This is a genomic window from Cellulomonas sp. Root485 (genome assembly GCF_001426705.1).
In the GTDB taxonomy this organism is placed as follows: domain Bacteria; phylum Actinomycetota; class Actinomycetes; order Actinomycetales; family Cellulomonadaceae; genus Cellulomonas.
In genome coordinates this window covers 55,515-78,011 of the sequence record NZ_LMFC01000005.1, presented here as the reverse complement: position 1 = coordinate 78,011, position 22,497 = coordinate 55,515, and the positions used below count along the sequence as shown (strand labels likewise).

The 22,497-nt window shown below is 73.7% G+C and carries 19 protein-coding genes; 15 read left to right on the top strand and 4 right to left on the bottom strand.

Annotated elements, in window-relative coordinates; translation table 11 throughout:
- Positions 1-42 precede the first annotated feature (42 nt).
- Positions 43-828 carry a spermidine synthase gene (locus ASD16_RS19795; RefSeq protein ID WP_235523454.1) on the bottom strand — a complete coding sequence of 262 codons (786 nt, stop codon included), beginning with the start codon at positions 826-828 and terminating at the stop codon, positions 43-45.
- A 192-nt stretch (positions 829-1,020) separates the two neighbouring features.
- Here ASD16_RS19795 and ASD16_RS19790 point away from each other — a divergent pair, with 192 nt between their 5' ends.
- The 3 genes from ASD16_RS19790 to ASD16_RS19780 are packed head-to-tail and all read left to right on the top strand — an operon-like array spanning position 1,021 to position 3,257.
- Positions 1,021-1,491: an SAV_6107 family HEPN domain-containing protein gene (locus tag ASD16_RS19790; protein WP_162250323.1), complete on the top strand. Its 471-nt coding sequence runs from the start codon at positions 1,021-1,023 to the stop codon at positions 1,489-1,491.
- A 46-nt stretch (positions 1,492-1,537) separates the two neighbouring features.
- Positions 1,538-2,812, top strand: coding sequence for a DNA polymerase IV (dinB, locus tag ASD16_RS19785; protein ID WP_055921991.1), 1,275 nt, complete (start codon positions 1,538-1,540; stop codon positions 2,810-2,812).
- A 40-nt stretch (positions 2,813-2,852) separates the two neighbouring features.
- A complete protein-coding gene (locus ASD16_RS19780; protein ID WP_055921988.1) occupies positions 2,853-3,257 on the top strand; it encodes a DUF3040 domain-containing protein in 405 nt (134 codons plus the stop codon).
- On the opposite strand, the gene ASD16_RS19775 is transcribed toward ASD16_RS19780, so the two are convergent.
- The 3 genes from ASD16_RS19775 to ASD16_RS19765 are packed head-to-tail and all read right to left on the bottom strand — an operon-like array spanning position 3,202 to position 7,726.
- Positions 3,202-5,475, bottom strand: coding sequence for a DUF3488 and transglutaminase-like domain-containing protein (locus tag ASD16_RS19775; RefSeq protein WP_157454048.1), 2,274 nt, complete (start codon positions 5,473-5,475; stop codon positions 3,202-3,204). The two genes, ASD16_RS19780 and ASD16_RS19775, sit on opposite strands and share 56 nt — an antisense overlap.
- A gap of 8 nt (positions 5,476-5,483) precedes the next feature.
- Positions 5,484-6,725, bottom strand: coding sequence for a DUF58 domain-containing protein (locus ASD16_RS19770; RefSeq protein WP_055921982.1), 1,242 nt, complete (start codon positions 6,723-6,725; stop codon positions 5,484-5,486).
- Positions 6,725-7,726, bottom strand: a complete 1,002-nt coding sequence (locus tag ASD16_RS19765; RefSeq protein ID WP_055921978.1) for a MoxR family ATPase — start codon at positions 7,724-7,726, stop codon at positions 6,725-6,727. The genes ASD16_RS19770 and ASD16_RS19765 overlap by 1 nt, the downstream gene beginning before the upstream one ends.
- Before the next feature lie 369 nt (positions 7,727-8,095).
- Between ASD16_RS19765 and mraZ the strand changes: the two genes are divergently transcribed.
- From mraZ to ASD16_RS19705, 12 genes are all read left to right on the top strand, one after another.
- Positions 8,096-8,572, top strand: coding sequence for a division/cell wall cluster transcriptional repressor MraZ (mraZ, locus tag ASD16_RS19760; protein WP_055921977.1), 477 nt, complete (start codon positions 8,096-8,098; stop codon positions 8,570-8,572).
- A gap of 154 nt (positions 8,573-8,726) precedes the next feature.
- The gene (rsmH, locus tag ASD16_RS19755) at positions 8,727-9,749 is read left to right on the top strand and encodes a 16S rRNA (cytosine(1402)-N(4))-methyltransferase RsmH (protein WP_055921973.1); all 1,023 of its coding nucleotides are present in this window, start codon (positions 8,727-8,729) and stop codon (positions 9,747-9,749) included.
- Positions 9,746-10,171 (top strand): hypothetical protein, encoded by a 426-nt coding sequence (locus tag ASD16_RS19750; protein ID WP_055921970.1) that lies wholly within the window; start codon positions 9,746-9,748, stop codon positions 10,169-10,171. The genes rsmH and ASD16_RS19750 overlap by 4 nt, the downstream gene beginning before the upstream one ends.
- On the top strand, positions 10,168-12,066 hold the full coding sequence (locus ASD16_RS19745; RefSeq protein ID WP_055921967.1) for a penicillin-binding protein 2: 1,899 nt from the start codon (positions 10,168-10,170) through the stop codon (positions 12,064-12,066). Before ASD16_RS19750 ends, ASD16_RS19745 begins: the two co-directional genes overlap by 4 nt.
- A 49-nt stretch (positions 12,067-12,115) precedes the next feature.
- A complete protein-coding gene (locus ASD16_RS19740) occupies positions 12,116-13,693 on the top strand; it encodes a UDP-N-acetylmuramoyl-L-alanyl-D-glutamate--2,6-diaminopimelate ligase (RefSeq protein WP_055921964.1) in 1,578 nt (525 codons plus the stop codon).
- Positions 13,690-15,141, top strand: coding sequence for a UDP-N-acetylmuramoyl-tripeptide--D-alanyl-D-alanine ligase (gene murF, locus ASD16_RS19735; RefSeq protein WP_055921962.1), 1,452 nt, complete (start codon positions 13,690-13,692; stop codon positions 15,139-15,141). Before ASD16_RS19740 ends, murF begins: the two co-directional genes overlap by 4 nt.
- Positions 15,138-16,220, top strand: coding sequence for a phospho-N-acetylmuramoyl-pentapeptide-transferase (gene mraY / locus ASD16_RS19730; RefSeq protein WP_055921959.1), 1,083 nt, complete (start codon positions 15,138-15,140; stop codon positions 16,218-16,220). The genes murF and mraY overlap by 4 nt, the downstream gene beginning before the upstream one ends.
- Positions 16,221-17,657: a UDP-N-acetylmuramoyl-L-alanine--D-glutamate ligase gene (murD, locus tag ASD16_RS19725; protein WP_055921956.1), complete on the top strand. Its 1,437-nt coding sequence runs from the start codon at positions 16,221-16,223 to the stop codon at positions 17,655-17,657.
- A 19-nt stretch (positions 17,658-17,676) separates the two neighbouring features.
- Positions 17,677-18,921: a putative lipid II flippase FtsW gene (gene ftsW / locus ASD16_RS19720; RefSeq protein WP_055921953.1), complete on the top strand. Its 1,245-nt coding sequence runs from the start codon at positions 17,677-17,679 to the stop codon at positions 18,919-18,921.
- Positions 18,914-20,050: an undecaprenyldiphospho-muramoylpentapeptide beta-N-acetylglucosaminyltransferase gene (gene murG / locus ASD16_RS19715; RefSeq protein WP_055921950.1), complete on the top strand. Its 1,137-nt coding sequence runs from the start codon at positions 18,914-18,916 to the stop codon at positions 20,048-20,050. The genes ftsW and murG overlap by 8 nt, the downstream gene beginning before the upstream one ends.
- Before the next feature lie 62 nt (positions 20,051-20,112).
- The gene (gene murC / locus ASD16_RS19710) at positions 20,113-21,468 is read left to right on the top strand and encodes a UDP-N-acetylmuramate--L-alanine ligase (protein ID WP_235523470.1); all 1,356 of its coding nucleotides are present in this window, start codon (positions 20,113-20,115) and stop codon (positions 21,466-21,468) included.
- Positions 21,465-22,466, top strand: coding sequence for a cell division protein FtsQ/DivIB (locus ASD16_RS19705; protein ID WP_200943017.1), 1,002 nt, complete (start codon positions 21,465-21,467; stop codon positions 22,464-22,466). Before murC ends, ASD16_RS19705 begins: the two co-directional genes overlap by 4 nt.
- Positions 22,467-22,497 lie beyond the last annotated feature (31 nt).

Below are 22,497 nucleotides of genomic sequence, written 5' to 3'. Positions count from 1 at the left end.
CTGACGTCCGGAGGGCCGCACCCGTCCGGGTGCGGCCCTCCGTCATGCCGGGGGGTCGTCGTAGGGCACGGCGTTCCCCACGAACGCGGTGACCTCGTCGCCGTGCAGCAGCCGAGCCGGCGCGGGCAGGCTCCGGACGGCGCGGGCGAGCGCGGGCGACCCGAGGAGATCCGCGTCGTCGGTCGCCGCCAGGACGACGTTCCCGTAGCCCCGGCCACGCAGGAGCCCCGGCTCGGCGATCACCGCGACGTCGCCGAACGCGGCGCGCAGCGTGGCTCCCTCGGCCTTCGCACCGGCCAGGGGTGGTCGGTCCGCGCAGTTGGCCAGGTAGACGCCACCCGGACGCAGCACCCGCGCCACCTCGGCGACCATCTCGCGCGTGCGGACGTGGTCCGGGGTGGTGTCGCCGGCGAAGACGTCCCGCACGACGACGTCCGCGGACGCGTCGGGCAGCTTCGACAGCTCGGCCCGGGCGTCGCCCGCCCGGATGCGGAGCGCGGGGGAGCGTGGCAGGTCGAACCAGCCGCGCACCAGCTCCGGCAGGACGGTGTCGAGCTCGACGGCCAGCTGGCGCGACCCGGGACGCTCGGCGTCGAGCGCTCGCGCCAGCGCGCAGCCCGCCGCACCGAGGTGGACGACGTCCAGCGGCCCGCCCGCGGGGCCGACGCGGTCGATGACGGCCGCCATCTGCTGCATGTACTCGAACACCAGGCGCGTGGGGTCGACGAGGTCGAGGTAGGAGCTGGGCACGCCGTTGACCAGGACGGTGACGCCGTCCGGGTCGTCGAGGTCCCGGACCAGCTCGACGGTGCCGGTGGGGATGGGCACCGGGCCGGTCGGCCAGAGCCCGCGGGCCGGGCTGCGTGTGGGTGGTCGGTGCGAGGCTGGACTGCGTCGGGCGGAGCGGTCGCGGGCGGCCATGGCTCCCACGCTACGGCGCTTCCCCCGGGGTTGACGGCATCGAACAGGTGTTCGATACTGGGGTGAGACGGGTCCGCGGTACGACGGAGGGACGACGAGATGCACCAGCAGCTCGAGCAGCAGGCGCCCGGTGGGACGACCACGGGAGCACCGGTGCCGGCACGCGCTCTCGAGCTGCTCGGCCGTGCCGACGCCGAGCTTCTGGCTGCGCAGTTCTCGTCCGAGCCGTGGGAGCAGCTGTCCCACGCGCACCTCGCAGCACTGCGCGCCGGGGCAGCGGTCATCGCCGCTCGTGGCACGCCGTCGGGACGCCGTGCGCCGCGCACGGTCTGGAGCATGCTCGGCGTGGTCGCCCCGGAGCTCGGCTCCTGGTCCAGCTACTTCGCGGAGGCTGCTGCGCTGCGGTCGGCCGTGGATGCGGGACGGTTCGACCTCGTCGGCCCTGCGCGGGCCGAGGAGGCGGTGTGCGCGGCCGAGGACTTCGTCGACGCGGCACGCGACCTCGTGCACGGTGGAGGCGATGCCGTCGCCGGCCGCACGCTGCGCATGCGTTCTCAGCGGGCGTCGTGAGCGCCGACGGCAGGCCGGGCCCCCGGTCTGGCGCCGCAGCGACGCCATGAGCCGCCGGCCCCGGTCAGCGCCGGCCGAGCGCGACTGGGGTCACGACGAGGTCGGCTGCTCGATCCTGCACGTCGACCTGGACTCGTTCTGCGCCTCGGTCGAGCTTGCTCGTCGTCCGCAGCTTCGCGGGCTGCCGGTGATCGTCGGCGGTACCGCGCGCGGCGTCGTGCTAGCCGCGACGAACGAGGCGCGGGCGTTCGGCGTCCACCCGGAGATGACGATGACGACCGCCGTGCAGCAGTGCCCGCAGGCGGTCGTCGTCCCGCCCGACCATCGCGCGTACCGCGAGGTGTCCGCGGGCATCATGCGCGTGCTCGGTGACATCACGGCGCTGGTGGAGCAGGTGAGCGTCGACGAGGCGTTCCTGGACGTGGGAGGCGCCCGACGTCGATGGGGACCGCCCACCGTCATCGCCCAGCGGGTCCGACGGCAGGTCCGCGAGCAGTTCGGCCTCGCGTGCTCCGTCGGCATCGGCTCCACCAAGCTCGTCGCGAGGCTCGCGTCCGGTCACGCCCAGCCGGACGGCGTCCTCCTGATCCCGCGCGCAGCGACGGTCGACTTCCTGCGGACCTTGCCCGTTGGTGCGCTCTTCGCGGTGGGTGAAAAGACGCAGGACGCACTGGCGCGGTGGGGGATCAGCTCGGTCGCGGAGCTGGCGGACGCGGACGTGTCGACCGTCCAGCACGCGGTCGGCAGGGTGGCGGGCGCACACCTGGTCGACCTGGCGTGGGGACGGGATCCCCGACCGGTCCACCCGGGTCGCCAGGAGAGGACGGTCGGCGCGGAGGCGACCTTCGCGACGGACGTCGCGGACCTGGCCGTGGTGGAGGAGAAGGCTCACGAGCTGGCGGACCGGTGCGCTGCCCGTTTGCGCACGAACGGCCTGGTCACCCGCACGATCACCGTGAAGATCCGCACCAGCGACCACCGCACGCTGACCCGCTCCCGCACCCTGGCGACCCCGACGGACGTCGGCCGCGAGCTGTTCCTCGCCGCCCGTGAGCTGGTGGCCGGCGTCGACCTGCGTGGCCTGCCGGTCCATCTCGTCGGGGTGGTCGCCGAAGGTCTGTCCCCTGCGGCGACCAGCATCCGGCTGCCCACCCCCGACGAGGCCTCGGAGGCACCGGAACGCTCGCGGTGGGAGGCGGAACGTGCCACGGACCAGCTGCGCGGGCGGTCGGGGAGGGGTCCGATCCCGGCCGGAGCCTCTCAGTCAGGGGGAGTATCCTCCGGCTCGACTACCACCATCGTTCCGGCGGATCTATCCTGAGCCGGAAGACAGGTCCACATAGCTGACAACGGGGGTCAGGATGCCTCTCTCCGAGTACGAGCAGCGCGTGCTCGAGCAGATGGAACGGCAGTTGACCTCTGACGATCCTCGGCTCGCGAACACGCTGACCCAGCGCGGGCACCGCCCGTTCGGCCGGTACGTCATCGCGGGAGTCGGTGCGTCCCTCGGCCTGCTCCTTCTCGTGCTCGGTGCGGCCAACAGCCTTCCGTGGCTGGGCGTCATCGGCTTCGTCGTGATGTTCGCCGCCGTGGCCTTCGCGTTCGCCGCACCGCACCGCTCGTCCGGCCACCGGTCCGGACCGCGCGGCGTCGTGCAGAGCGACGGCCAGGTCAAGTCGCCGTCGCCGGCCGCTCGTCAGAAGTCGAGCTTCATGTCTCGTCTCGAGGAGCGCTGGGAACGGCGCCGCGGCGAGAGCGGTCGCTGAGCAGGGTCTCGACCCCGCTCATCATCTCGTCGACCCACCCCGCCAGGACGGCCGGGTCCACCTCGGGCTGGACCGGTGCGTAGCGCTCGCGCTCCACGGTCCTGGCCAACGACTCCAACGCCTCGGCGGACGTCCCCGTCAGCGGGGCCCCCGCCGCCTGGCGCAGCTGCTCGTGCACCGACGCGACGACGGTGCGCGGTGAGTCGGCGTCCGTCCAGGTGACCCCGCGCGCACCCAGCCGGCGTCGGGCGCGCAGCCACGCCCGCTCGGGTGTGAGGTCGGCGCGCAGGAGGCTGCGCCGACGGACGAGCGCCAGGCCGAGGGACGCGACGGCCAGCACGATTGCGACGGTGATCGCGACCGGCAGCCAGGCCTGATCCTCGTCCTGCGTGCCGGTCGACGAGGACTGCCCGCCCGGAGCGGTCGACGACGAGGCGCTGGACGCGGGCGCCGGGACGACCTCGTCCGGCTGGCTGTCCGGCGCGGAGACCCCCGTGAACGGGTCCGCCCAGCGCGGCGGCGCGCTCGTCTGCACGGCGGGGGTCGGCTCGAACCGGACCCAGCCGTAGTCCTCGAAGTACAGCTCCGGCCAGGCGTGCGTCCGCTGGCCGGAGACCACGAAGCTGCCGTTGCGGTCGGACTCGCCGGGCAGGAACCCGACGGCCACCCGGGCGGGGATGTCGAGCGTGCGGGCCATCATCGCCATCGAGGTGGAGAACTGCACGCAGTACCCGCGCGTCGACTGCAGGAAGGCCCAGACGGCGTCGTCGGACCGTGAGGGTGCCACGCGGGTGTCGTAGGTGAAGTTCGTCGTGGCGCGGAAGAAGGTCTGGAGCGCCATCGCCTGCTCGTACGGGGTCGTGGCGTCGGCGGTGACCTCGCGCGCGAGATCCGTGACGTCCTGCGTGCGGGAGGTCTGCGGCACCTCGAGGGTGGCACCCCCGTCGTCGGGGTCGCCCACCTCCGCGTCGGCGAGGTCCTCCTTGGTGAGCGACGGGATCTCGACCTGCATCGCGTACGTCATGCCGTCGAACGTGCCGCGCCTGCCGACGACCTCGTCGCGGACGGGGTCGTACTCCCAGGCGCCGCTGACGTCCACGGTCCGCGGGAAGGTGGTCACGGGGAGGCGCCGTTCGCGCATGTTGGCCACCTCGACCTGGACGTTCGCGAGGGTGCCGCGCTCCGCGTCGGGCGCCGAGCCGCGGATCTCCGGGTCGGACGACAGGAGCGTCGCAGGGTCCCAGGTGGTCAGGTCGAGCGAGTCGGACCGGTCCCACTGCACGCCGTCGAACGTGGTCAGCGTGAAGGCGCGCAGCGGCCCGACGTCGCCGGCGGAGACGGTGGATGAGTCCGACGCGCTGGGGGAGGGTTGCGGATCGGTTCCGGGGTCGGGCTCGACCGGCGTGACGGAGTACCGGAGCACGACCTGGCCCGACCGCGTGCCGAGGCTCTCGCGCAGGTCGAGGTCGTCGCTGAGGGACATGGGCCCGACGGGACCGGTCCCGAAGGTCGGCATGCTCATGGTCGCCCAGCCGGGGAACGCGGCGACGGCGGGCCCGGCGATGAGGGTGGCCACGATCAGGGCCAGCGCGGACAGCACAGCGACGCCTGCCCGCCGCCCGCGGTCGCTGTGCGCCGACGGTGGTGCGGCGCTGAGGGCGAGCAGGAGCAGGTAGAACAGGCTGGTCCAGGCGATCGACCAGCCGCTCGCGGGGAAGCCGAGGATGATCGCGGGGGCCCACAGGCCGGCGAACGCGAGACCGGAGAGCGCAGGGGCGCCGAGGCCGATCGCGACGAGGTCGGCCAGCAGGAAGACGGCGACGGCGCCGACGACCACCAGGAGCTCGGTGGGGCGCACGCCGACCATCGGCACCAGGGACGCGTTGATGACCGCGACACCCTCGCGCGCGGTGGCCAGGGTCCGGTCCAGCGAGTCCCCGTCGGGCAGCACCTGGAGGCGCCCGGGGGGTGCGCCGTACCGGACGAGCACGATGCCGACGGCGACGATGGTGCCGGCGAGCGTGGGAGCCCACCAGGATCGGGTCACGGCGCGGACGCCGATCACGACCGCGGCGACGACCACGACGATCAGCCACGTCATGACGAGCCAGCTGCCGCGCACGATCAGACCGGTGAGGGCGAACAGGCTGGCGCAGGTCGCGGCGGCGCACAGGGCCGAGCCGAGGGCCGACCGGGGCCCCCGGGGGATGCGTTGCACGCGGCCGGTCACTGGGCCGACCCCAGGAGGCGCAGCCAGCAGTCGACGACGGGTTCGCCGGGCGTGACCCGGCACGCGCGCCACCCGGCACGGCGCAGCGCCTTGATCGTGTGCTCGGCCTCCGCCTCCTGCGCCGGGGTGTCGGCGCGGACGACCGCCCAGGCCAGGGCGGCGTCGGCGACGTGGGCGAGGGCGGCGCGGGCGGAGGCGCCGAGCGGGCCCAGCACCGCGAGCACGATCTCGCCCCCGGCCTCCGTGGTGTGCAGGAGGTGCGCCGCGGCCACGAGCGCGATCTCGCCCTGCACGGCCGAGCGAGGAGCCTCGAGGTCGATCGTGCGGTCGAGCAGGGCGCTGCGTGCGCCGGGGCCGGAGCGGTCGTGCACGAAGGCGAGCGGGGACGCGGCCGGTGTGCCACCGCTGACCAGGCGCACGGGGTGGCCGCCGTCGAGCATGGCCAGCGACATGGACGCGGCCAGCGAGATCGACCACTCCAGGCTCGTCGCGCGGGCGGGCAGGTCCAGGAGCACCGAGACGGGGCGCATCCCCGCGCGCTCGTCGGACCGGACCATGAGCGCACCTTTGCGGGCGCTGCTGCTCCAGTGCACGCGCCGCAGGTCGTCACCCTCGCGGTAGTCGCGCAACGAGGCGTCGTCGGTCGACGGGCTCCGCGCGCCCAGCGCGACGCGGTCGGGCTCGCCGACCAGCACGTCGCTCGGCGTCGGCAGGGGGACGACCGCCGGCCACACGGAGACCTCGGCCTGCTCGCCCAGCGTGGCGGAGGTGCGCACGACACCGAACGGGTCGCCGCGGGTCACGACGAGCGGACCGAGCGGCCACCGGCCGCGCCGGGCGGCCTGTACCGAGTACGTCACGGTGACCCTCCGCGGCGCGCGGGTCACCCGGGCGCGCAGCGGCCGTCCGCCCGAGAGCTCGGTGGCCGCCTGCTCGGCGAACTTCAGGCCCGCCAGCCGGACGCGCGCGGCGGGGTCGGTCGCGGTGATCACGACCTCGATCTGCGCCTCCTCGCCGGCGTGCACCGGGTTGGGGACCGCGTGCCGCTGCACGCTCAGCCGGTGCTTGCCCCGACCGGGGTCGAGCACGCCGACGGCGACGGCCGCGCCGACGACGAGCAGCAGCGTGAGGGTGCCGATCCGGACGAGGTCGACCGCACCGAGCACCACGCCGAGCTGCAGGGCCACGATGCCCGCGATCCCGAGCGCGATGCCGCGGGGTGTCGGCCGAAGGCGCATCAGCCGATCGCGCGACGAGAGCGCGCGGAGGCCGCCGCAGACGGGAGCGGGACCCGGTCGAGGATGTCGGTGACGATGTCGGACGTGCTGCGCCCGGACAGGCGGGACTCGGTGCTGGGCAGGAGCCGGTGCGCGAGGACGGGCACGCCGAGCTGCTGGACGTCGTCGGGCAGGACGTGGTCGCGGCCCTCCATCGCCGCCAGCGCCTTCGCAGCCCGCAGCAGCTGGATCGCCGCGCGGGGGGACGCACCGAGGCGCAGACCCTGGTCCTCACGGGTCGCGGTCACGAGGTCGACGACGTACCGCTTGATGCCCGGTGCCGCGAACAGCCGGCGCGCGGTCTCGATGAGGGCCTTGACCTGGGCGGCGTCGGTCACGGGTCGCAAGGTGTCGAGGGGGTCGGAGGTCTCCTGCAGGTCGAGCATGTCGAGCTCGGACTCGATGCTCGGGTACCCGACCGTCAGGCGCGCCATGAACCGGTCCCGCTGCGCCTCGGGCAGCGGGTAGGTGCCCTCCATCTCGACCGGGTTCTGGGTGGCGACCACCAGGAACGGTCGCGGCAGCGGGTAGGTGCGGCCGTCGACGGTCGCCTGCGCCTCCTGCATGCACTCGAGCAGGGCCGACTGCGTCTTGGGCGACGCGCGGTTGATCTCGTCCCCGATGACCACGTGCGCGAACACGGGTCCGGGCCGGAACTCGAACTCGTGCGTCTGCGACCGGAAGATGTTGACGCCCGTGAGGTCCGAGGGCAGCAGGTCGGGGGTGAACTGGATCCGGCCGACCGTGCAGTCGATGGTCTTGGCCAGCGCCTTGGCGAGCGTGGTCTTGCCGACGCCGGGGACGTCCTCGAGCAGCAGGTGCCCCTCGGCGAGCAGGACGGCGACGGTGACCCGGACGAGCTCGGGCCGACCGGTGACGACGCCCTCCACGGCCGCGCGCATCCGGTGGGTGGTGTCGACGACGTCCTCGAGCTCACTCGAGGACGGGACGGCCTGCAGCATGACGCCTCCTTTGGCGGATCTGGGTCCGATCGTAAAGGTCGGGCGGCAGGAGTTCATCGCCCATCGGCCCCCCACTTCGCTCCACCACCCGCGCGGCGGAGCGGCGGCCGGCGGGGAGGGCGGGGGGATTCGTCCGATCTCTCCCGGATCTGGGGTCTGATCTGCACTCCGACACGCCTCGGTGTGGCCGCGGGGTCGACTTTCCCTCCACTCTGCACCACCGCTGTGACCTGCAGTTATATCCCTTCGATCGGGTGAATACTGCGTATCTCCGGTTGCTGGTGGAGTGAAGTGGAGTAGCGTGGAGGCACGTGGTGAGGAGGGGAAAACCCGCACCAGCAGCTGCAGCGAGGACCGGGAGGAGGCGGGGTGACGCATGAGTCGTCCGCCGGCGTCTTCGGCTCGTTCGCGCCCTTCCTCGGCACCTACACACCGCGTCTCGACGAGAAGGGCCGGCTCATCCTTCCGGCGAAGTTCCGCGGTCAGCTCGCCCCGGGTCTGGTCATGACCCGCGGGCAGGAGCGCTGCCTCTTCCTGCTCCCGATGCAGGAGTTCCAGCGCATGCACGACCAGCTCCGGCAGGCCCCGGTGACCAGCCGGCAGGCCCGCGACTACCTGCGTGTCTTCCTGTCCGGTGCCAGCGACGAGCTGCCCGACAAGCAGGGACGCATCTCCATCCCGCCGATGCTCCGCAAGTACGCGGGGCTGGAGCGCGACGTCGCCGTCATCGGCACCGGCACCCGGGTCGAGATCTGGGACCTCACCGCGTGGGAGACGTACCTGGCCGAGCAGGAGGCCGGGTACGCCGACACCGCGGAGGAGGTCTTTCCGAACGGCCCCTTCTGACAGACCAGTCCCGACAGCATCGCCGCCCGGTAAGACCTCCCCCCGAATCTCTGACGCACTTCCCCGGTGTCAGAGGGTCGGTGGGGGATCTGGTCGGGCGGCGGAGGGGCCGCCTGACCACACGCATCCGTGCCACCTGGGGAGGGGAGCAGCGATGAACGACGACACGACCGGCCAGCCATCGGACGCAGCCTCCCGGCACACCCCGGTGCTGCTGCAGCGCTGCCTCGACCTGCTGGCCCCGGCGTTCGACGTCGAGAGCCCCGTGCTGGTGGACTCGACGCTCGGCATGGGCGGCCACACCGAGGGCGTCCTGAAGGCGTTCCCGCACGTCCGGGTCGTCGGCCTGGACCGCGACACGCAGGCGCTCGAGCTGGCCGGCCGCCGGCTGGCGCCGTTCGGCGACCGCTTCACCGGCGTGCACGCCATCTACGACGAGATCAACGACGTGCTGGACCGCCTGGGCATCCCGGGCGTCCAGGGCGTGCTCATGGACCTCGGCGTCTCGTCGCTGCAGCTCGACGAGCGCGAGCGGGGGTTCTCCTACTCGGCGGACGCGCCGCTCGACATGCGCATGGACGCCACGACAGGTCAGACGGCGGCGGACGTGCTCAACACCTACGACGAGCGCGAGCTCGCGCGGATCCTGCGGGTGTACGGCGAGGAGCGGTTCGCGCCGCGCATCGCCCGGGCGATCGTCGCGCAGCGTGCCAGGCGGCCGCTGGAGCGCACGGGCGAGCTGGTGAGCATCGTGCGCGCCAACATCCCCGCGGCGACGCGCAAGACCGGCGGCAACCCGGCCAAGCGCACGTTCCAGGCCCTGCGGATCGAGGTCAACGGCGAGATCGAGGTGCTGGAGCGTGCGCTCCCGCAGTCGATCGAGGCGCTCGCCGTGGGCGGCCGGATCGTCGTCGAGGCGTACCACTCGCTCGAGGACCGTGCGGTCAAGCGGGCGCTCGCCGTCGGAGCAACGTCCAGCGCCCCGCCGGACCTGCCCGTCGAGCCCGAGACGCACGCCCCGTTCCTGCGCCTCGTGACCCGAGGTGCCGAGGAGGCCGACGAGGCCGAGCTCGCGCACAACCCGCGTTCGCAGTCGGTCCGGCTCCGCGCCGCCGAGCGCGTCCGTCCCACGCCCGACCACCTCAAGCCACGCCAGACCGGAAGGAGGGCAGCATGAGCGCCCAGACCGCTGCCCGAGCAACTGCCTACCCGGCGCCGTCCCGCCCGCGCCCGACCACCACGAGCACCGCGCCGGCGCCTCGGTTGCGTGTCGTCCGCGCGCCGGAGCACGCCCGGACGCGTGTGCCGTTCATCCTTGCCTGCATGGCCGTCCTCGCCGGAGCGCTCCTGTCCGCTCTGCTCCTCAACACCTCGATGGCAGCCAGCGCGTACGCCAAGTACGACCTGTCCAACGAGCTGGGCCGGCTGAACCAGGACCAGCAGGACCTCACGGCGCAGCTCGACGCCAAGGCGTCGCCCACGCAGCTCGCCGCGGCGGCCGCCGCGCTCGGCATGGTCCCGACCAACGGCACCGGCTGGCTGCGGCTGTCGGACGGAAGCGTGCAGGGCGTCCCGGAGCCGGCGGGAGCCGGGGGATGACCACACCGGTCACGCGCCCGCGCGCCCGCACCGAGCAGACCCGTCGTCCGGCGGTGGGGAACCGCACCTCCGGCACGACGGTTCCCCGTCAGCGGCCCGCGAGCGGTCCGCGCACGGTCGTCGTGCCTCCGCGCACCCGCGACGGGAGGCCGCCGGCGGGTCCGGTGCAGCCGGGGTCGCGCCGCAGGATGGCGTTCCTCGCCGCTCTGGTCATCGTGGCGCTCGCCGTGTTCGGTGGGCGCCTGGTGTACGTCCAGGGGCTGCGCGGGGCGAGCATCGCCGAACAGGCACGGGATGCCCGCCTCACGTCGATCACCCTGCTCGGCGGCCGTGGCGAGATCACGGACGCCCAGGGCGCGCCCTTGGCCACGTCCGTCGAGCGGTACGAGATCTCCGTCAACCAGCGGCTCGTCGCGAGCTTCAAGGGTTCGGAGAACCCGGCCGTCCCCGACGGTGCCGCTGGTGTCGCCGCGACGCTCGCCCCGCTGCTCGGCATGAACGCGGCCGAGCTCGGCGGGATGCTCGTCGGCGACCGGCAGTTCGTCTACATCCGCAAGGGCGTGCTGCCCGAGGTGGCGCGCGAGGTCCGCAAGCTCGGTCTGAGCGGCGTCAACGTCGACCGGGTGGCGGAGCGCGTGTACCCGAACAGCTCCCTGGCCGGGAACGTCGTGGGCTTCGTGAACTCCAACGGTGTCGGGCTCGCCGGGCTCGAGGCGTCGCTCGACGACCGGCTCACGGGTACGGCGGGGAGCGAGACGTACGAGCGCGGGCGCAAGGGACAGGCGATCCCCGGGGGGTACTCGGAGGACAACCCGGCGACGCAGGGCGACTCGGTGCAGCTCACGCTGCTGTCCGACGTGCAGTGGAAGGCCCAGTCGGCGCTCGACGCGCAGGTCGCGGCCACCGGCTCGTCGTCCGGCTCGCTCATCGTGATGGACACCAGGACCGGTGAGATCTACGCGCTCGCCGACTCGGGGTCCGTGGACCCGAACCACCCCGGTGAGGCGTCGGGCTCCCTGTCCAGCGCGGTGTCGGACGTGTTCGAGCCCGGCTCGACCGGCAAGGTCATCACGATGGCGGCCATCCTCGACAACAAGATCGCCGACCCGCTCTCGCAGTGGGAGGTCCCGTACACGTACTCGCCCGACGGCAAGGAGACGTTCAAGGACTCGCACGAGCACGGTGTCCTGCGGCTCACGACGACCGGGGTGCTGGCGGAGTCCTCGAACACCGGCACGGTGATGATCGGCCAGAACCTGCCCGTGCAGACGCGGTACGACTACCTGGCGAAGTTCGGCTTCGGTGCGCAGACCGGGATCGAGATGTCGGGGGAGTCGAAGGGCATCCTCCACCCGGTCGACACGTGGCAGCGGCGCGACAAGTTCGCGGTCCTCTTCGGCCAGGCGGTGTCCGTGACGGCACTCCAGGCCACCCAGGTGTTCGCGACGATCGCCAACGGCGGGGTGCGCGTGCAGCCGCACATCATCAAGGGCTGGACGTCGCCGGACGGCACGTACACCGCGGCGCCTGCGGCTGCGACGACCCAGGTCGTGTCGCCGGAGACCGCCAAGACCGTGCTGACCATGATGCAGAGCGTGGTCGACGACGGGACCGGTGCCCATGCGGCGATCCCCGGCTACCAGGTGGCCGGCAAGACCGGGACGGCGCAGAACTGGGTGGGTGGCGTGCAGGGCATCACGTCGTCGTTCATCGGGGTCGCACCCGCCGACGACCCGCGCATCGCGGTCGCCGTGATCCTGCACAACCCGCAGACCTCGGTCTACGGCGGCACGGTCGCCGCGCCGGTGTTCCGCGACGTCGCCGGGTACACGCTCAGCGAGCTCGGCGTGGCGCCGTCGGGCACCACCGGGACGCTCTTCCCGACGACGTGGTGAGCGACCCGCACCGGGCGTGGCTGAGCCGGGGCCGGGGTAGATTCTCCCCATGACGACCCCCGCTCGGATGCGTCCGCTGCATCCCGCGGCCCACGTGGTCGCCGACCTCGTCTCGACGTTCGGCCTGGTCGCGAGGGGTGCGCCGCTGCCGGCGGACGCCGTGCTGACCGGCGTGAGCCTGGCCAGCGGCGAGGTGGTCGCCGGTGACGTGTTCGTCGCGGTGGCGGGGTTCCAGGTGCACGGTGCCAGGTACGCCGAGCAGGCCGTCGACGCCGGGGCCGTGGCGGTCCTCACCGACGAGGCCGGCGCCGCGCTGCTGGAGGACTCCGGCCTGGCCCGACGGGTCCCCGTGCTGGTCGCCGAGGACCCGCGCGCGATCGCCGGACCGGTCGCCGCGTGGGCGCACGACGCACCCGGCGAGCACCTGGTCGCGGTCGGTGTCACGGGCACCAACGGCAAGACCACCACCACCTACTTCCTCGACGCGGCGCTCCGTGCCGCGCACCCGACGACCGCCGTGCTCGGCACCGTCGAGCTGCGGATCGGCGAGGACGCCGTCGAGAGCCCGCGGACCACGGTCGAGGCGCCCGCTCTCCAGGCGATCCTCGCGCTGGCGGTCGAGCGCGGCGCGACGGCGCTCGCCATGGAGGTCTCCTCGCACGCGCTCGCGCTCGGCCGGGTGGGCGGGCTGACGTTCGACGTCGTCGGCTTCACCAACCTGCAGCGGGACCACCTCGACTTCCACGGCGACATGGACGGGTACTTCCGGGACAAGTCGCGGCTGTTCGCCGTCGGGCAGGCGCGTCGTGGCGTCGTGGTGATCGACGACGAGTGGGGGCGCCGGCTCGCTGCCGAGTCACCCATCCCCGTCGAGACCGTGGCGACGCACGTGGGCGAGCCTGAGGGTGCCGACGCGGACTGGGCGGTGGTCGCCGCCGACATCGGACTCGACGGCGTCGGTTCGACGTTCACGCTGCGTGGTCCGGACGGTGCGCTGCACGAGGCCGCGAGCCCGCTCCCGGGGAAGGTCAACGTCTCGAACGCCGCGCTCGCCGTCGTGCTCGCGCACGCCGCGGGGGTGGACCTCGACGCCGCGATCGCCGCGGTGGGGGTCGCCCACGAGATCCCGGGACGCATGGAGCGGGTCATCGAGCGGGGCGACGGCCTCCCGCTCGCGATCGTCGACTACGCCCACACGCCCGACGCTCTCGTCCTGGCCCTCGACGCCGTCCGCCCGATCACCCCCGGCCGGCTCGTGCTCGTGTTCGGCTCCGACGGGGACCGCGACCAGGGCAAGCGCCCGATCATGGGCGAGATCGCCGCCCGGCTGGCCGACGTGATCGTCGTCACGGACGAGAACCCCCGTTCCGAGGAGCCGTCGGCCATCCGGTCGGCCATCCTCGACGGTGTCCGGCTCCAGCGGCCGGACCTGGTCGACGTGCACGAGGCCACCAGCCGCGCGCAGGCCATCCGCGACGCCCTCGACCTCGCCTCCGAGCAGGACACCGTGATCATCACGGGCAAGGGCCACGAGCCGACACAGGAGATCGCCGGCGTGTTCCACCGGTACAACGACCGCGACGTGCTGATCGCAGCGCGCACCAGCCGGCAGGAGCAGCACGCGTGATCGCCCTGACAGCGGCCGAGATCGCGGCCGCGACCGGCGGTGTGCTGCGCGGTGCTGCCGCGACCGAGCCCGCCCTCGTGGTCAGCGGACCCGTCGTGGTCGACTCGCGCGACGACGTCACCGGTGGTCTCTTCGTCGCGCTGCCCGGTGAGCACGTGGACGGGCACGACTACGCCGCCGTGGCGGTCGCCGCCGGTGCCGCGCTCGTGCTGGCCGCGCGCGACGTCGTCGGTGCCGGCGGGGACGTGCTGCCGAGCGTCGTGGTCACGGACGTCGAGAAGGCCCTCGGCGACCTGGCGCGCGTCGTGCTGGAGCGGCTGCGCGAGGTCGCGCTCGAGCCCGGCGGGAGCGACCTGCGCGTCGTCGGCATCACGGGGTCCGTCGGCAAGACCACGACCAAGGACCTGCTCGCCCAGCTGTGCGGGAGCGTCGGGCCGACCATCGCGCCGGTCCGCTCGTTCAACAACGAGATCGGCCTGCCGCTGACGGTGCTGCGCGCCGACGAGTCGACCCGCTTCCTGGTGCTCGAGATGGGTGCCAGCGGCCCCGGTCACCTCACCTACCTCACCGACATCGCGCCGCCCGACGTGGCCGTGGTCCTCATCGTCGGGCACGCGCACCTCGGCGGCTTCGGCGGCATCGACGCGGTCGCCGTCGCGAAGTCCGAGATCGTGCAGGGCCTGGTCGCGGACGGGGTGGCGGTGCTCAACGCCGACGACCCGCGCGTGTCCGCGATGGCCGCTCTCGCCCCGGGGGACGTCGTGACGTTCGGCGCCGCGCCGGACGCGACGGTCGGCGTGCGCGACGTCCGGCTCGACCGCTCCGGGCGCGCGACGTTCACGCTCGTGCGGCGCGGCGCGGTCGAGCAGACCGCCGAGGTGTCGTTGCGGCTGGTCGGGGAGCACCACGTGCACAACGCCCTCGGTGCCGCGGCCGCCGCGCTCGCCGTGGGGCTCGACCTGGACGAGGTCGCGGCCGGGCTCAGCGCCGCGGACGCCCTGAGCCCGCACCGCATGCACGTGGTCGACCGTCCCGACGGCGTCACCGTCGTCGACGACTCCTACAACGCCAACCCCGACTCCATGCGGGCCGCCCTGAAGGCGCTGGCTGTCCTGGCCGGGCGGGACCGCCGCTCGATCGCCGTGCTCGGCGAGATGCTCGAGCTGGGACCGGGTGCGCGCGAGGCGCACGACGCCATCGGTCGCCTGTGCGTCCGGCTGAACATCGGGCTGACGATCGTGGTCGGCGAGGGTGCGCGGGCCATCCGCGACGGCGCGAACCACGAGGGGTCGTGGGGCGACGAGGTCGTGCTCGCGGACGACCTGGCGGTGGCGACCGCCTTCCTCGAGAGCGAGCTGCGGCCGGGTGACGTCGTCCTGGTGAAGTCGTCGTACGGCGCCGGCCTCTGGAAGCTCGGCGACACCCTGGTCGAGGGGGGCGTCCGATGAGGGCGGTCCTGATCTCCGGCGGCCTCGCGATGCTCATCGCGCTGCTGGGCACCCCCCTGTTCATCCGGTTCCTGATCCACAAGCAGTACGGCCAGTTCATCCGCCAGGACGGACCGACCGCGCACTTCACCAAGCGCGGCACCCCGACCATGGGTGGCGTCGTCATCATCGGCGCGACGCTCGCGGGGTGGGTCAGCGGCCTGATCGTGACCGGGACCCCGCCCAGCGCGTCGGCGATCCTCGTCCTCTTCCTCATGACCGGTCTGGGCGTCGTCGGGTTCCTGGACGACTTCATCAAGATCTCCCGGCAGCGCAGCCTCGGCCTCAACGCGCGCTGGAAGATCATCGGCCAGGGCATCGTGGGCATCACGTTCGCGGTGGCGGCGCTGCAGTTCCCCAACGACAAGTTCCGCACGCCCGCGTCCACGCACATCTCCTTCATCCGCGACACCAACCTGGACCTCGCGTTCTGGGGCGTGACCGTCGGCACCATCCTGTTCGTCATCTGGGCGAACTTCCTGATCACGGCGTGGTCCAACGCGGTGAACCTCACCGACGGCCTCGACGGGCTGGCCACCGGCGTCTCCCTGATCGTGTTCGGCGCCTACGTCATCGTCGGGGTCTGGCAGTTCAACCAGAGCTGCCAGTTCCTGGCCAGTGCCGGCCCGCGGTGCTACGAGACCCGGGACCCGCTGGACCTCGCGGTCGTCGCGGCGGCCATCACCGGCGCGTGCTTCGGGTTCCTCTGGTGGAACGCCAGCCCCGCCAAGATCTTCATGGGGGACACCGGAGCGCTCGCGCTCGGCGGTGCGCTCGCCGGCCTGTCGATCCTGTCCCGGACCGAGATCCTCGCGGCGATCATCGGCGGGCTGTTCGTGCTCGTCGTCCTGTCGGACGTCATCCAGATCGGCTTCTTCAAGATGACCGGGAAACGGGTCTTCAAGATGGCACCGCTGCATCACCACTTCGAGCTCTCGGGGTGGGGCGAGGTGACGATCGTCATCCGGTTCTGGATCATCGCCGGGTTGTTCGTCGCGCTCGGCGTCGGCATCTTCTACGCCGAGTGGGTGGCCGGGTAGGTGACGTCTCTCGTGCTGGAGGGCGCCCTGGTGGTCGTCGCCGGGCTCGGGGTCTCCGGTCGCGCCGCGGCCGAGGTGCTGGCGTCCCGCGGTGCGCGCGTGGTGCCGGTCGACGACCACGCCGACGACGTGATCGGCACCGCGGAGCTGCTCGAGGGCACCGTGCTGGACCGGGCGGACCTGGTCGTCGCGTCGCCGGGGCTGGCGCCGCACCACCCGCTGCTCGCCGCCGCCCGCGAGCACGACGTGCCCGTGTGGAGCGAGGTCGAGCTCGCGTGGCACGTGCGCGTCGACCGCGCGGCAGGTGGCGGGCCGGCGCCGTGGCTCGCGGTCACCGGGACCAACGGCAAGACCACCACCGTGGGCATGCTGGAGTCGATCCTGCGCGCCGCCGGGGAGAACGCCGCGGCGGTCGGCAACGTCGGAACCCCCGTGGTGCTCGCGGCGACCGACCCGACGCTCGACGTCCTCGCCGTCGAGCTCTCCAGCTTCCAGCTGCACCACACGTCCTCGATGTCCGCGCAGGCGGCCGCGGTGCTCAACGTGGCACCCGACCACCTGGACTGGCACGGGTCGCTCGACGCCTACGCCGCCGACAAGGGCCGGATCTTCGAGCGCGCCCAGGTCGCGTGCGTGTACAACCTCGCCGACCCCGCCACCGAGAGTCTGGTCCGGGAGGCGGACGTCGTCGACGGCTGCGTCGCGGTCGGCTTCACCATCGGCACGCCGCTGGTCGGACAGGTCGGAATGGTCGAGGACGTGCTGGTCGACCGCGGGTTCTCCCGGCTCCGGCACACGCACGCGGCCGAGCTGGGCACGCTCGACGACCTGGCGCAGCTGGCCGGACCGGACGGCACGGTGCCGCCGCACGTCGTGGCGAACGCACTGGCCGCCGGCGCCCTCGCGCTCGCGCACGGCGTCGCACCCGCGGCGGTGCGCGAGGGACTGCGCGCCTACGGACCGGGGGAGCACCGCCTCGCCGGCGTCGCCGTGGTCGACGGTGTCGCGTACGTGGACGACTCCAAGGCGACGAACGCCCACGCGGCCGCGGCCGCCCTCGGGGCGTTCCCGGCGGGCAGCGTCGTGTGGGTCGCGGGCGGTCTGGCCAAGGGTGCGCAGTTCGACGAGCTCGTCGCCGCCCGGCACGACCGGCTGCGGGCCGTGGTGCTGATCGGTGTCGACCGCGCCCCGCTGCGCGACGCACTCGCCCGACACGCACCCGAGGTCCCCGTGGTCGAGGTCGACGCCGGTGAGACTGGCCCGGTGATGACCCGCGCCGTGCACGAGGCCAGGCGGCTCGCTGCCGAGGCGGGCTCTGCCGACCCGGTCACCGTGCTGCTCGCGCCCGCCAGCGCGTCGATGGACCAGTTCACGTCGTACGCCGCCCGGGGCGAGGCGTTCGCCGCCGCCGTGCGTGCGCTCGGTGGGGACGAGTGACGCGCGCGGAGGGGGAGCGATGACGACGACGACCCCCCGCCCCGGCGCGCGACGGCCGGCGGAGCCGGCACCGCCGACCAGCTCGCTGCTCGGGCAGTGGAACAGCGCGGTCACCAGCTACTACGTGCTCATCGGTGCGACCGCGCTCCTGCTCGTCATCGGCCTGGTTATGGTCCTGTCCAGCTCGAGCGTGGAGTCGCTCGACGACGGGCACTCGCCGTACGCGGTGTTCCTCGACCAGGCGAAGTACGCGCTCATCGGTCTGCCCCTGCTGTTCGGGCTGTCGCGGGCACCCGTGCGGTTCTTCCAGGCGATCGCCTGGCCGGCGCTGGCGTTCTCGATCGCGTTCCAGCTGACCGTGTTCACCCCGCTCGGCTGCGGCGCCGGTGGCAACCAGAACTGGGTGTGCATCGGCGGGTTCTCCGCGCAGCCGTCGGAGACCATCAAGCTCGCGCTGGCCATCTGGCTGGGCGCGGTCCTGACCCGCAAGCTGCCGCTGCTGCGCGAGTGGAAGCACGCCATGATCCCCGCGGTCCCGGTCGCCGGCATCGCCGTCCTCGTGGTCCTCGCCGGGCACGACCTCGGGACCGCGCTCGTCCTGATCCTGCTGGTCGCCGGCGCGCTGTTCGTCGCCGGGGTCCCCATGCGCATGTTCGGGTTCGCCGCGCTGCTCGCAGCCGGCCTGACGGCCCTCCTGACGATGACCAGCACCAACCGCACGGACCGGATCACGTCGTGGCTCTCCGACGAGTGCGACGCCGCGTCGTCCTGCTACCAGACCCTGCACGGTGGCTGGGGGCTGGCCAGCGGCGGCTGGGGCGGGCTCGGTCTCGGGGAGAGCCGGGAGAAGTGGTCCTACCTGCCGGCCGCCCACAACGACTTCATCTTCGCGATCCTTGGGGAGGAGCTCGGGCTCATCGGCACCCTGCTCGTCCTCGGCCTCTTCGGACTGCTCGCGTTCGCCATGATCCGCGTGATCCGCCGGCACCCCGACCCGTTCGTCCAGATCACCACGGGCGCGATCCTGTGCTGGATCATCGGCCAGGCGCTCGTCAACGTCGCCGTGGTCATCGGTCTGGCGCCGGTCATCGGCATCCCGCTGCCGCTGGTCTCGGCGGGCGGCTCGGCGCTGATCATGACGATGGCCGCCCTCGGCGTGCTCATCTCGTTCGCGCGCTCGGAACCGGGCGCGGCGGAGGCTCTCGCCGCTCGGCCCGGCGTGGTCCGGCGGTCCCTCGCCGTGATCGGGCGGTCCCGTGGCTGACGCGCACCGTGCGCCGTCGGTGCTGCTCGCCGGTGGCGGCACCGCGGGGCACGTCAACCCGCTGCTCGCCGTCGCCGACGAGCTCCTCCGGCGCCACCCGAACGCCCGGCTGACGGTGCTCGGCACCACCGAGGGCCTCGAGTCCCGCCTGGTCCCGGAGCACGGCCTGCCACTGGCGGTCGTCCCGCGCGTCCCGCTGCCGCGCCGGCCCACCCTCGACTGGTTCCGGCTGCCGGCGCGCCTGCGCGACGCGGTCCGTGCCGCGGGCGCCGCGATCGACGACTCCGGCGCGCAGGTCGTCGTCGGCTTCGGTGGTTACGTCTCGACACCCGCCTACCTCGCGGCGCGCCGACGGAAGATCCCCGTCGTCATCCACGAGCAGAACGCGCGCGCGGGTCTGGCGAACAGGCTGGGCGCCCGGTGGGCCCGTTCCGTCGCCGTGACGTTCCCCGGCACCGCGCTGCGAGGTGCGCAGGTCACCGGTCTGCCGCTGCGCGCGCCGATCGCCAGGCTCGTGGAGCAGCTCCGCGACGACCGCGTCGGCACGCGGGCCGCCGCCGCCGCGGAGCTCGGCCTCGATCCCGGCCTCCCGACGCTCCTGGTGTCCGGCGGGTCGCTCGGGGCCGTGAGCGTCAACACCGCGGTCGCGGGCGCCGCGGCCGACCTGCTGGCGGCGGGCGTCCAGGTGCTGCACCTGACGGGTGCCGGCAAGGCCGACGCGGTCCGCGCTGCACTGGTCGGGGTGCCCGGGGCAGAGCGGTACCACGTGCGGGAGTACCTGACCGAGATGCAGCTCGCGCTGGCGGTCGCCGACGTCGTGGTCGGGCGCTCCGGCGCGGGCACGGTGTGCGAGCAGGCGGCGCTCGGCATCCCCGCCGTCTACGTCCCGCTGCCCATCGGCAACGGCGAGCAGCGTCTGAACGCGGCGGCCGTGGTCGCGGCCGGCGGTGGGCTGCTCGTGGACGACGCCGACCTCGACCCTGCCTGGATCCGCGCGCACCTGCCCGTGCTGCTGGTCGGCGACGAGGCCGCGGAGACGCGCGAGCGCATGGGCCGGGCCGCGGCGAGCGTCGGTGTCCGGGACGCTGCGGCGCGGGTCGCGCGGCTCGTCGAGAAGGAGCTGCCGTGACGCCCGCCCTGCGGCCCGCCGACCTCGGCCGCGTGCACCTGGTCGGTGTCGGCGGGGCCGGCATGTCCGCGATCGCCGCGCTCCTTGCCGCCCGGGGGGTGGTCGTCAGCGGTTCGGACGCCGCCGACGGGCCGGCCCTGCCGGCGTTGCGAGCGGCGGGCGTCGACGTGCACGTCGGTCACGAGGCCGCGCTCGTCGACGGCGTCGACACCGTCGTGATCTCGTCGGCCGTCCGGGAGACCAACCCCGAGCTCGCCCGAGCGCGTGAGCGGGGGCTACGGGTGCTGCACCGGTCCGAGGCGCTCGCGTCGCTCATGGTCGACCGGGACGCGGTCGCGGTGGCGGGCGCCCACGGCAAGACCACGACGTCGGCGATGATCGCCACGGCGCTGCTGCACGCGGGCGCGGACCCGTCCTTCGCGATCGGCGGCACCGTGTTCTCCGCCGACGGACCGCTGGGCGGTGGTCGGGACGGCGCCGGCCGGGCGTTCGTGGCGGAGGCCGACGAGTCCGACGGCTCGTTCCTCGCGTACGCGCCGCTGGTCGCGGTCGTCACCAACGTCGAGCCGGACCACCTCGACCACTACGGCTCCACCGAGGCGTTCGAGGACGTGTTCGTCCAGTTCGCCGGCCGTATCCGGTCTGGTGGCACGCTCGTCGTCTGCACGGACGACCCCGGCGCGGCGCGGCTCGTCACCCGCGTGCGCGACACGCTCGCGGCGCGAGAAGTCTCCGTCGTCACCTACGGCACGTCGCCCGACGCCGACGTCGTCGTGGGCGAGCTGCGCGCCGACGCCGGGCGGTGGGCGTTCGAGCTCACCGCCGGTGACCTCACCACGACGGTGCGCCTCGCCTTCCCGGGTGCACACAACGCCTTGAACGCTGCCGCCGCCTGGGCGGCCGCCCGGCGCCTCGGCGTGCCCGACGCCGCGGACGGTCTCGCGGCGTTCCGGGGGACCGGGCGCCGGTTCGAGGACCGCGGGACCGTCGGCGGCGTCCGCGTGGTCGACGACTACTCCCACCACCCGACCGAGGTGGCGGCGCTGCTGCGCGGCGCCCGCTCGGTCGTCGGCGACGGCCGGGTCATCGCCCTCTTCCAGCCGCACCTGTACTCGCGCACCCGCACGTTCGCCGTCGAGTTCGGCGCCGCGTTCGACCTCGCGGACGTGGTCGTCGTCACCGACGTCTACGGCGCCCGCGAGGACCCGGACCCGTCGGTCACGGGTGCGCTGATCGTCGACAACGTCCCGACACCCGGCAAGGCGTCCTTCGTGCCCGACCGGTTCGAGGCCGCCCGCGTGGTCGCCGCGGCGGCACGGCCCGGCGACCTCGTGCTCACGGTCGGGGCGGGCGACGTGACGCTGCTGGCCCCGGTGGTGCTCGACGCGCTCGCCGCCGACGGGCGACCGGGCGCATGAGCCCGTCCCGTCCGGTCGGCCCGCGCAGCCCGGCGCCGGGCCGACCCTCCGCCCCGCGACGCAGCGCGCCCCCGTCGGCCCCGACGCCGGCCGCCAAGCCGGTGCCCCGCGGCAAGCCCGTCACCGCCCCGACGCCCACCGTGCCGCAGGAGGTCCCGTTCGGGCGTGCCGTGACCACGTACAGCGCTGGTGGAGCGCGCCGGTACGCGGGACCGGTGACGCCCCCGGTCGTGTCCACCAGCTCGGTGGAGCGGTTCGCCGAGCGCTCCCGTGCCCGTCGCAACCTCGCGCGGCGCCAGATCCTGACGGTCGCGGGCTCGACGGTCCTCGTCGGCACCCTCGGGTGGCTGCTGTTCCTCTCCCCGGTGCTCGCCCTGGACCCCGCGCAGGTGCACATCGAGGGCGCGGGCACCGTGGTCGCCGTCGACCAGGTGCTGGGTGTCGTCGGCGCGCACGCCACCACGCCGCTGCCGCGCCTGGACACGGTCCGGCTGCGCGACGAGGTGCTGGACGTGCCGGGTGTCCGGGAGGCGCGGGTCACGCGTGAGTGGCCGCGAGGGCTTGCCGTGGTGCTCGTCGCCCGGGAGCCGGTCGCCGCGGTCCCCGAGCAGCCGGGTGCCGCGACGCCTGGTGCTACCCCGGGGCAGGCCGGCTTCGCGCTGCTCGACATGGACGGTGTCCAGGTGGGCCGGGTCGACGCCGCGCCCGACGGGCTGCCGGTGGTCGACGTGCCGGTGGGGGACAAGCGGACGCTCGGCGCCGTGCTGACCGTGCTCCAGCAGCTGCCCGCGGACCTGCTGGCCCAGGTCGGTGACGTCTCGGCCCGCACGCAGGACACGGTGACGATGACCCTGCGCGACGGGGTGCGCGTCGACTGGGGGAGCGCGAGCGAGACGCCGCTGAAGATCGCGGTCCTGTCGGCGCTGCGGGCGTCGCCGGCGGCGGCCGGCGCCACGGTCATCGACGTGTCCGCTCCGCGGCTGCCCATCACGAAGTGAGCCAGCGGGCGACTTTTCCCGGCAACTGCCG

Excerpts from the sequence above, each read along its gene's own strand:
- ASD16_RS19790 (WP_162250323.1), top strand. The coding sequence starts at position 1,021 with ATGCACCAGCAGCTCGAGCAGCAGGCGCCCGGTGGGACGACCACGGGA.
- dinB (WP_055921991.1), top strand. The coding sequence starts at position 1,538 with ATGAGCCGCCGGCCCCGGTCAGCGCCGGCCGAGCGCGACTGGGGTCAC.
- ASD16_RS19780 (WP_055921988.1), top strand. The coding sequence starts at position 2,853 with ATGCCTCTCTCCGAGTACGAGCAGCGCGTGCTCGAGCAGATGGAACGG.
- ASD16_RS19770 (WP_055921982.1), bottom strand. The coding sequence starts at position 6,725 with ATGCGCCTTCGGCCGACACCCCGCGGCATCGCGCTCGGGATCGCGGGC.
- ASD16_RS19765 (WP_055921978.1), bottom strand. The coding sequence starts at position 7,726 with ATGCTGCAGGCCGTCCCGTCCTCGAGTGAGCTCGAGGACGTCGTCGAC.
- rsmH (WP_055921973.1), top strand. The coding sequence starts at position 8,727 with ATGAACGACGACACGACCGGCCAGCCATCGGACGCAGCCTCCCGGCAC.
- ASD16_RS19750 (WP_055921970.1), top strand. The coding sequence starts at position 9,746 with ATGAGCGCCCAGACCGCTGCCCGAGCAACTGCCTACCCGGCGCCGTCC.
- ASD16_RS19745 (WP_055921967.1), top strand. The coding sequence starts at position 10,168 with ATGACCACACCGGTCACGCGCCCGCGCGCCCGCACCGAGCAGACCCGT.
- ASD16_RS19740 (WP_055921964.1), top strand. The coding sequence starts at position 12,116 with ATGACGACCCCCGCTCGGATGCGTCCGCTGCATCCCGCGGCCCACGTG.
- mraY (WP_055921959.1), top strand. The coding sequence starts at position 15,138 with ATGAGGGCGGTCCTGATCTCCGGCGGCCTCGCGATGCTCATCGCGCTG.
- ftsW (WP_055921953.1), top strand. The coding sequence starts at position 17,677 with ATGACGACGACGACCCCCCGCCCCGGCGCGCGACGGCCGGCGGAGCCG.
- murC (WP_235523470.1), top strand. The coding sequence starts at position 20,113 with ATGTCCGCGATCGCCGCGCTCCTTGCCGCCCGGGGGGTGGTCGTCAGC.
- ASD16_RS19705 (WP_200943017.1), top strand. The coding sequence starts at position 21,465 with ATGAGCCCGTCCCGTCCGGTCGGCCCGCGCAGCCCGGCGCCGGGCCGA.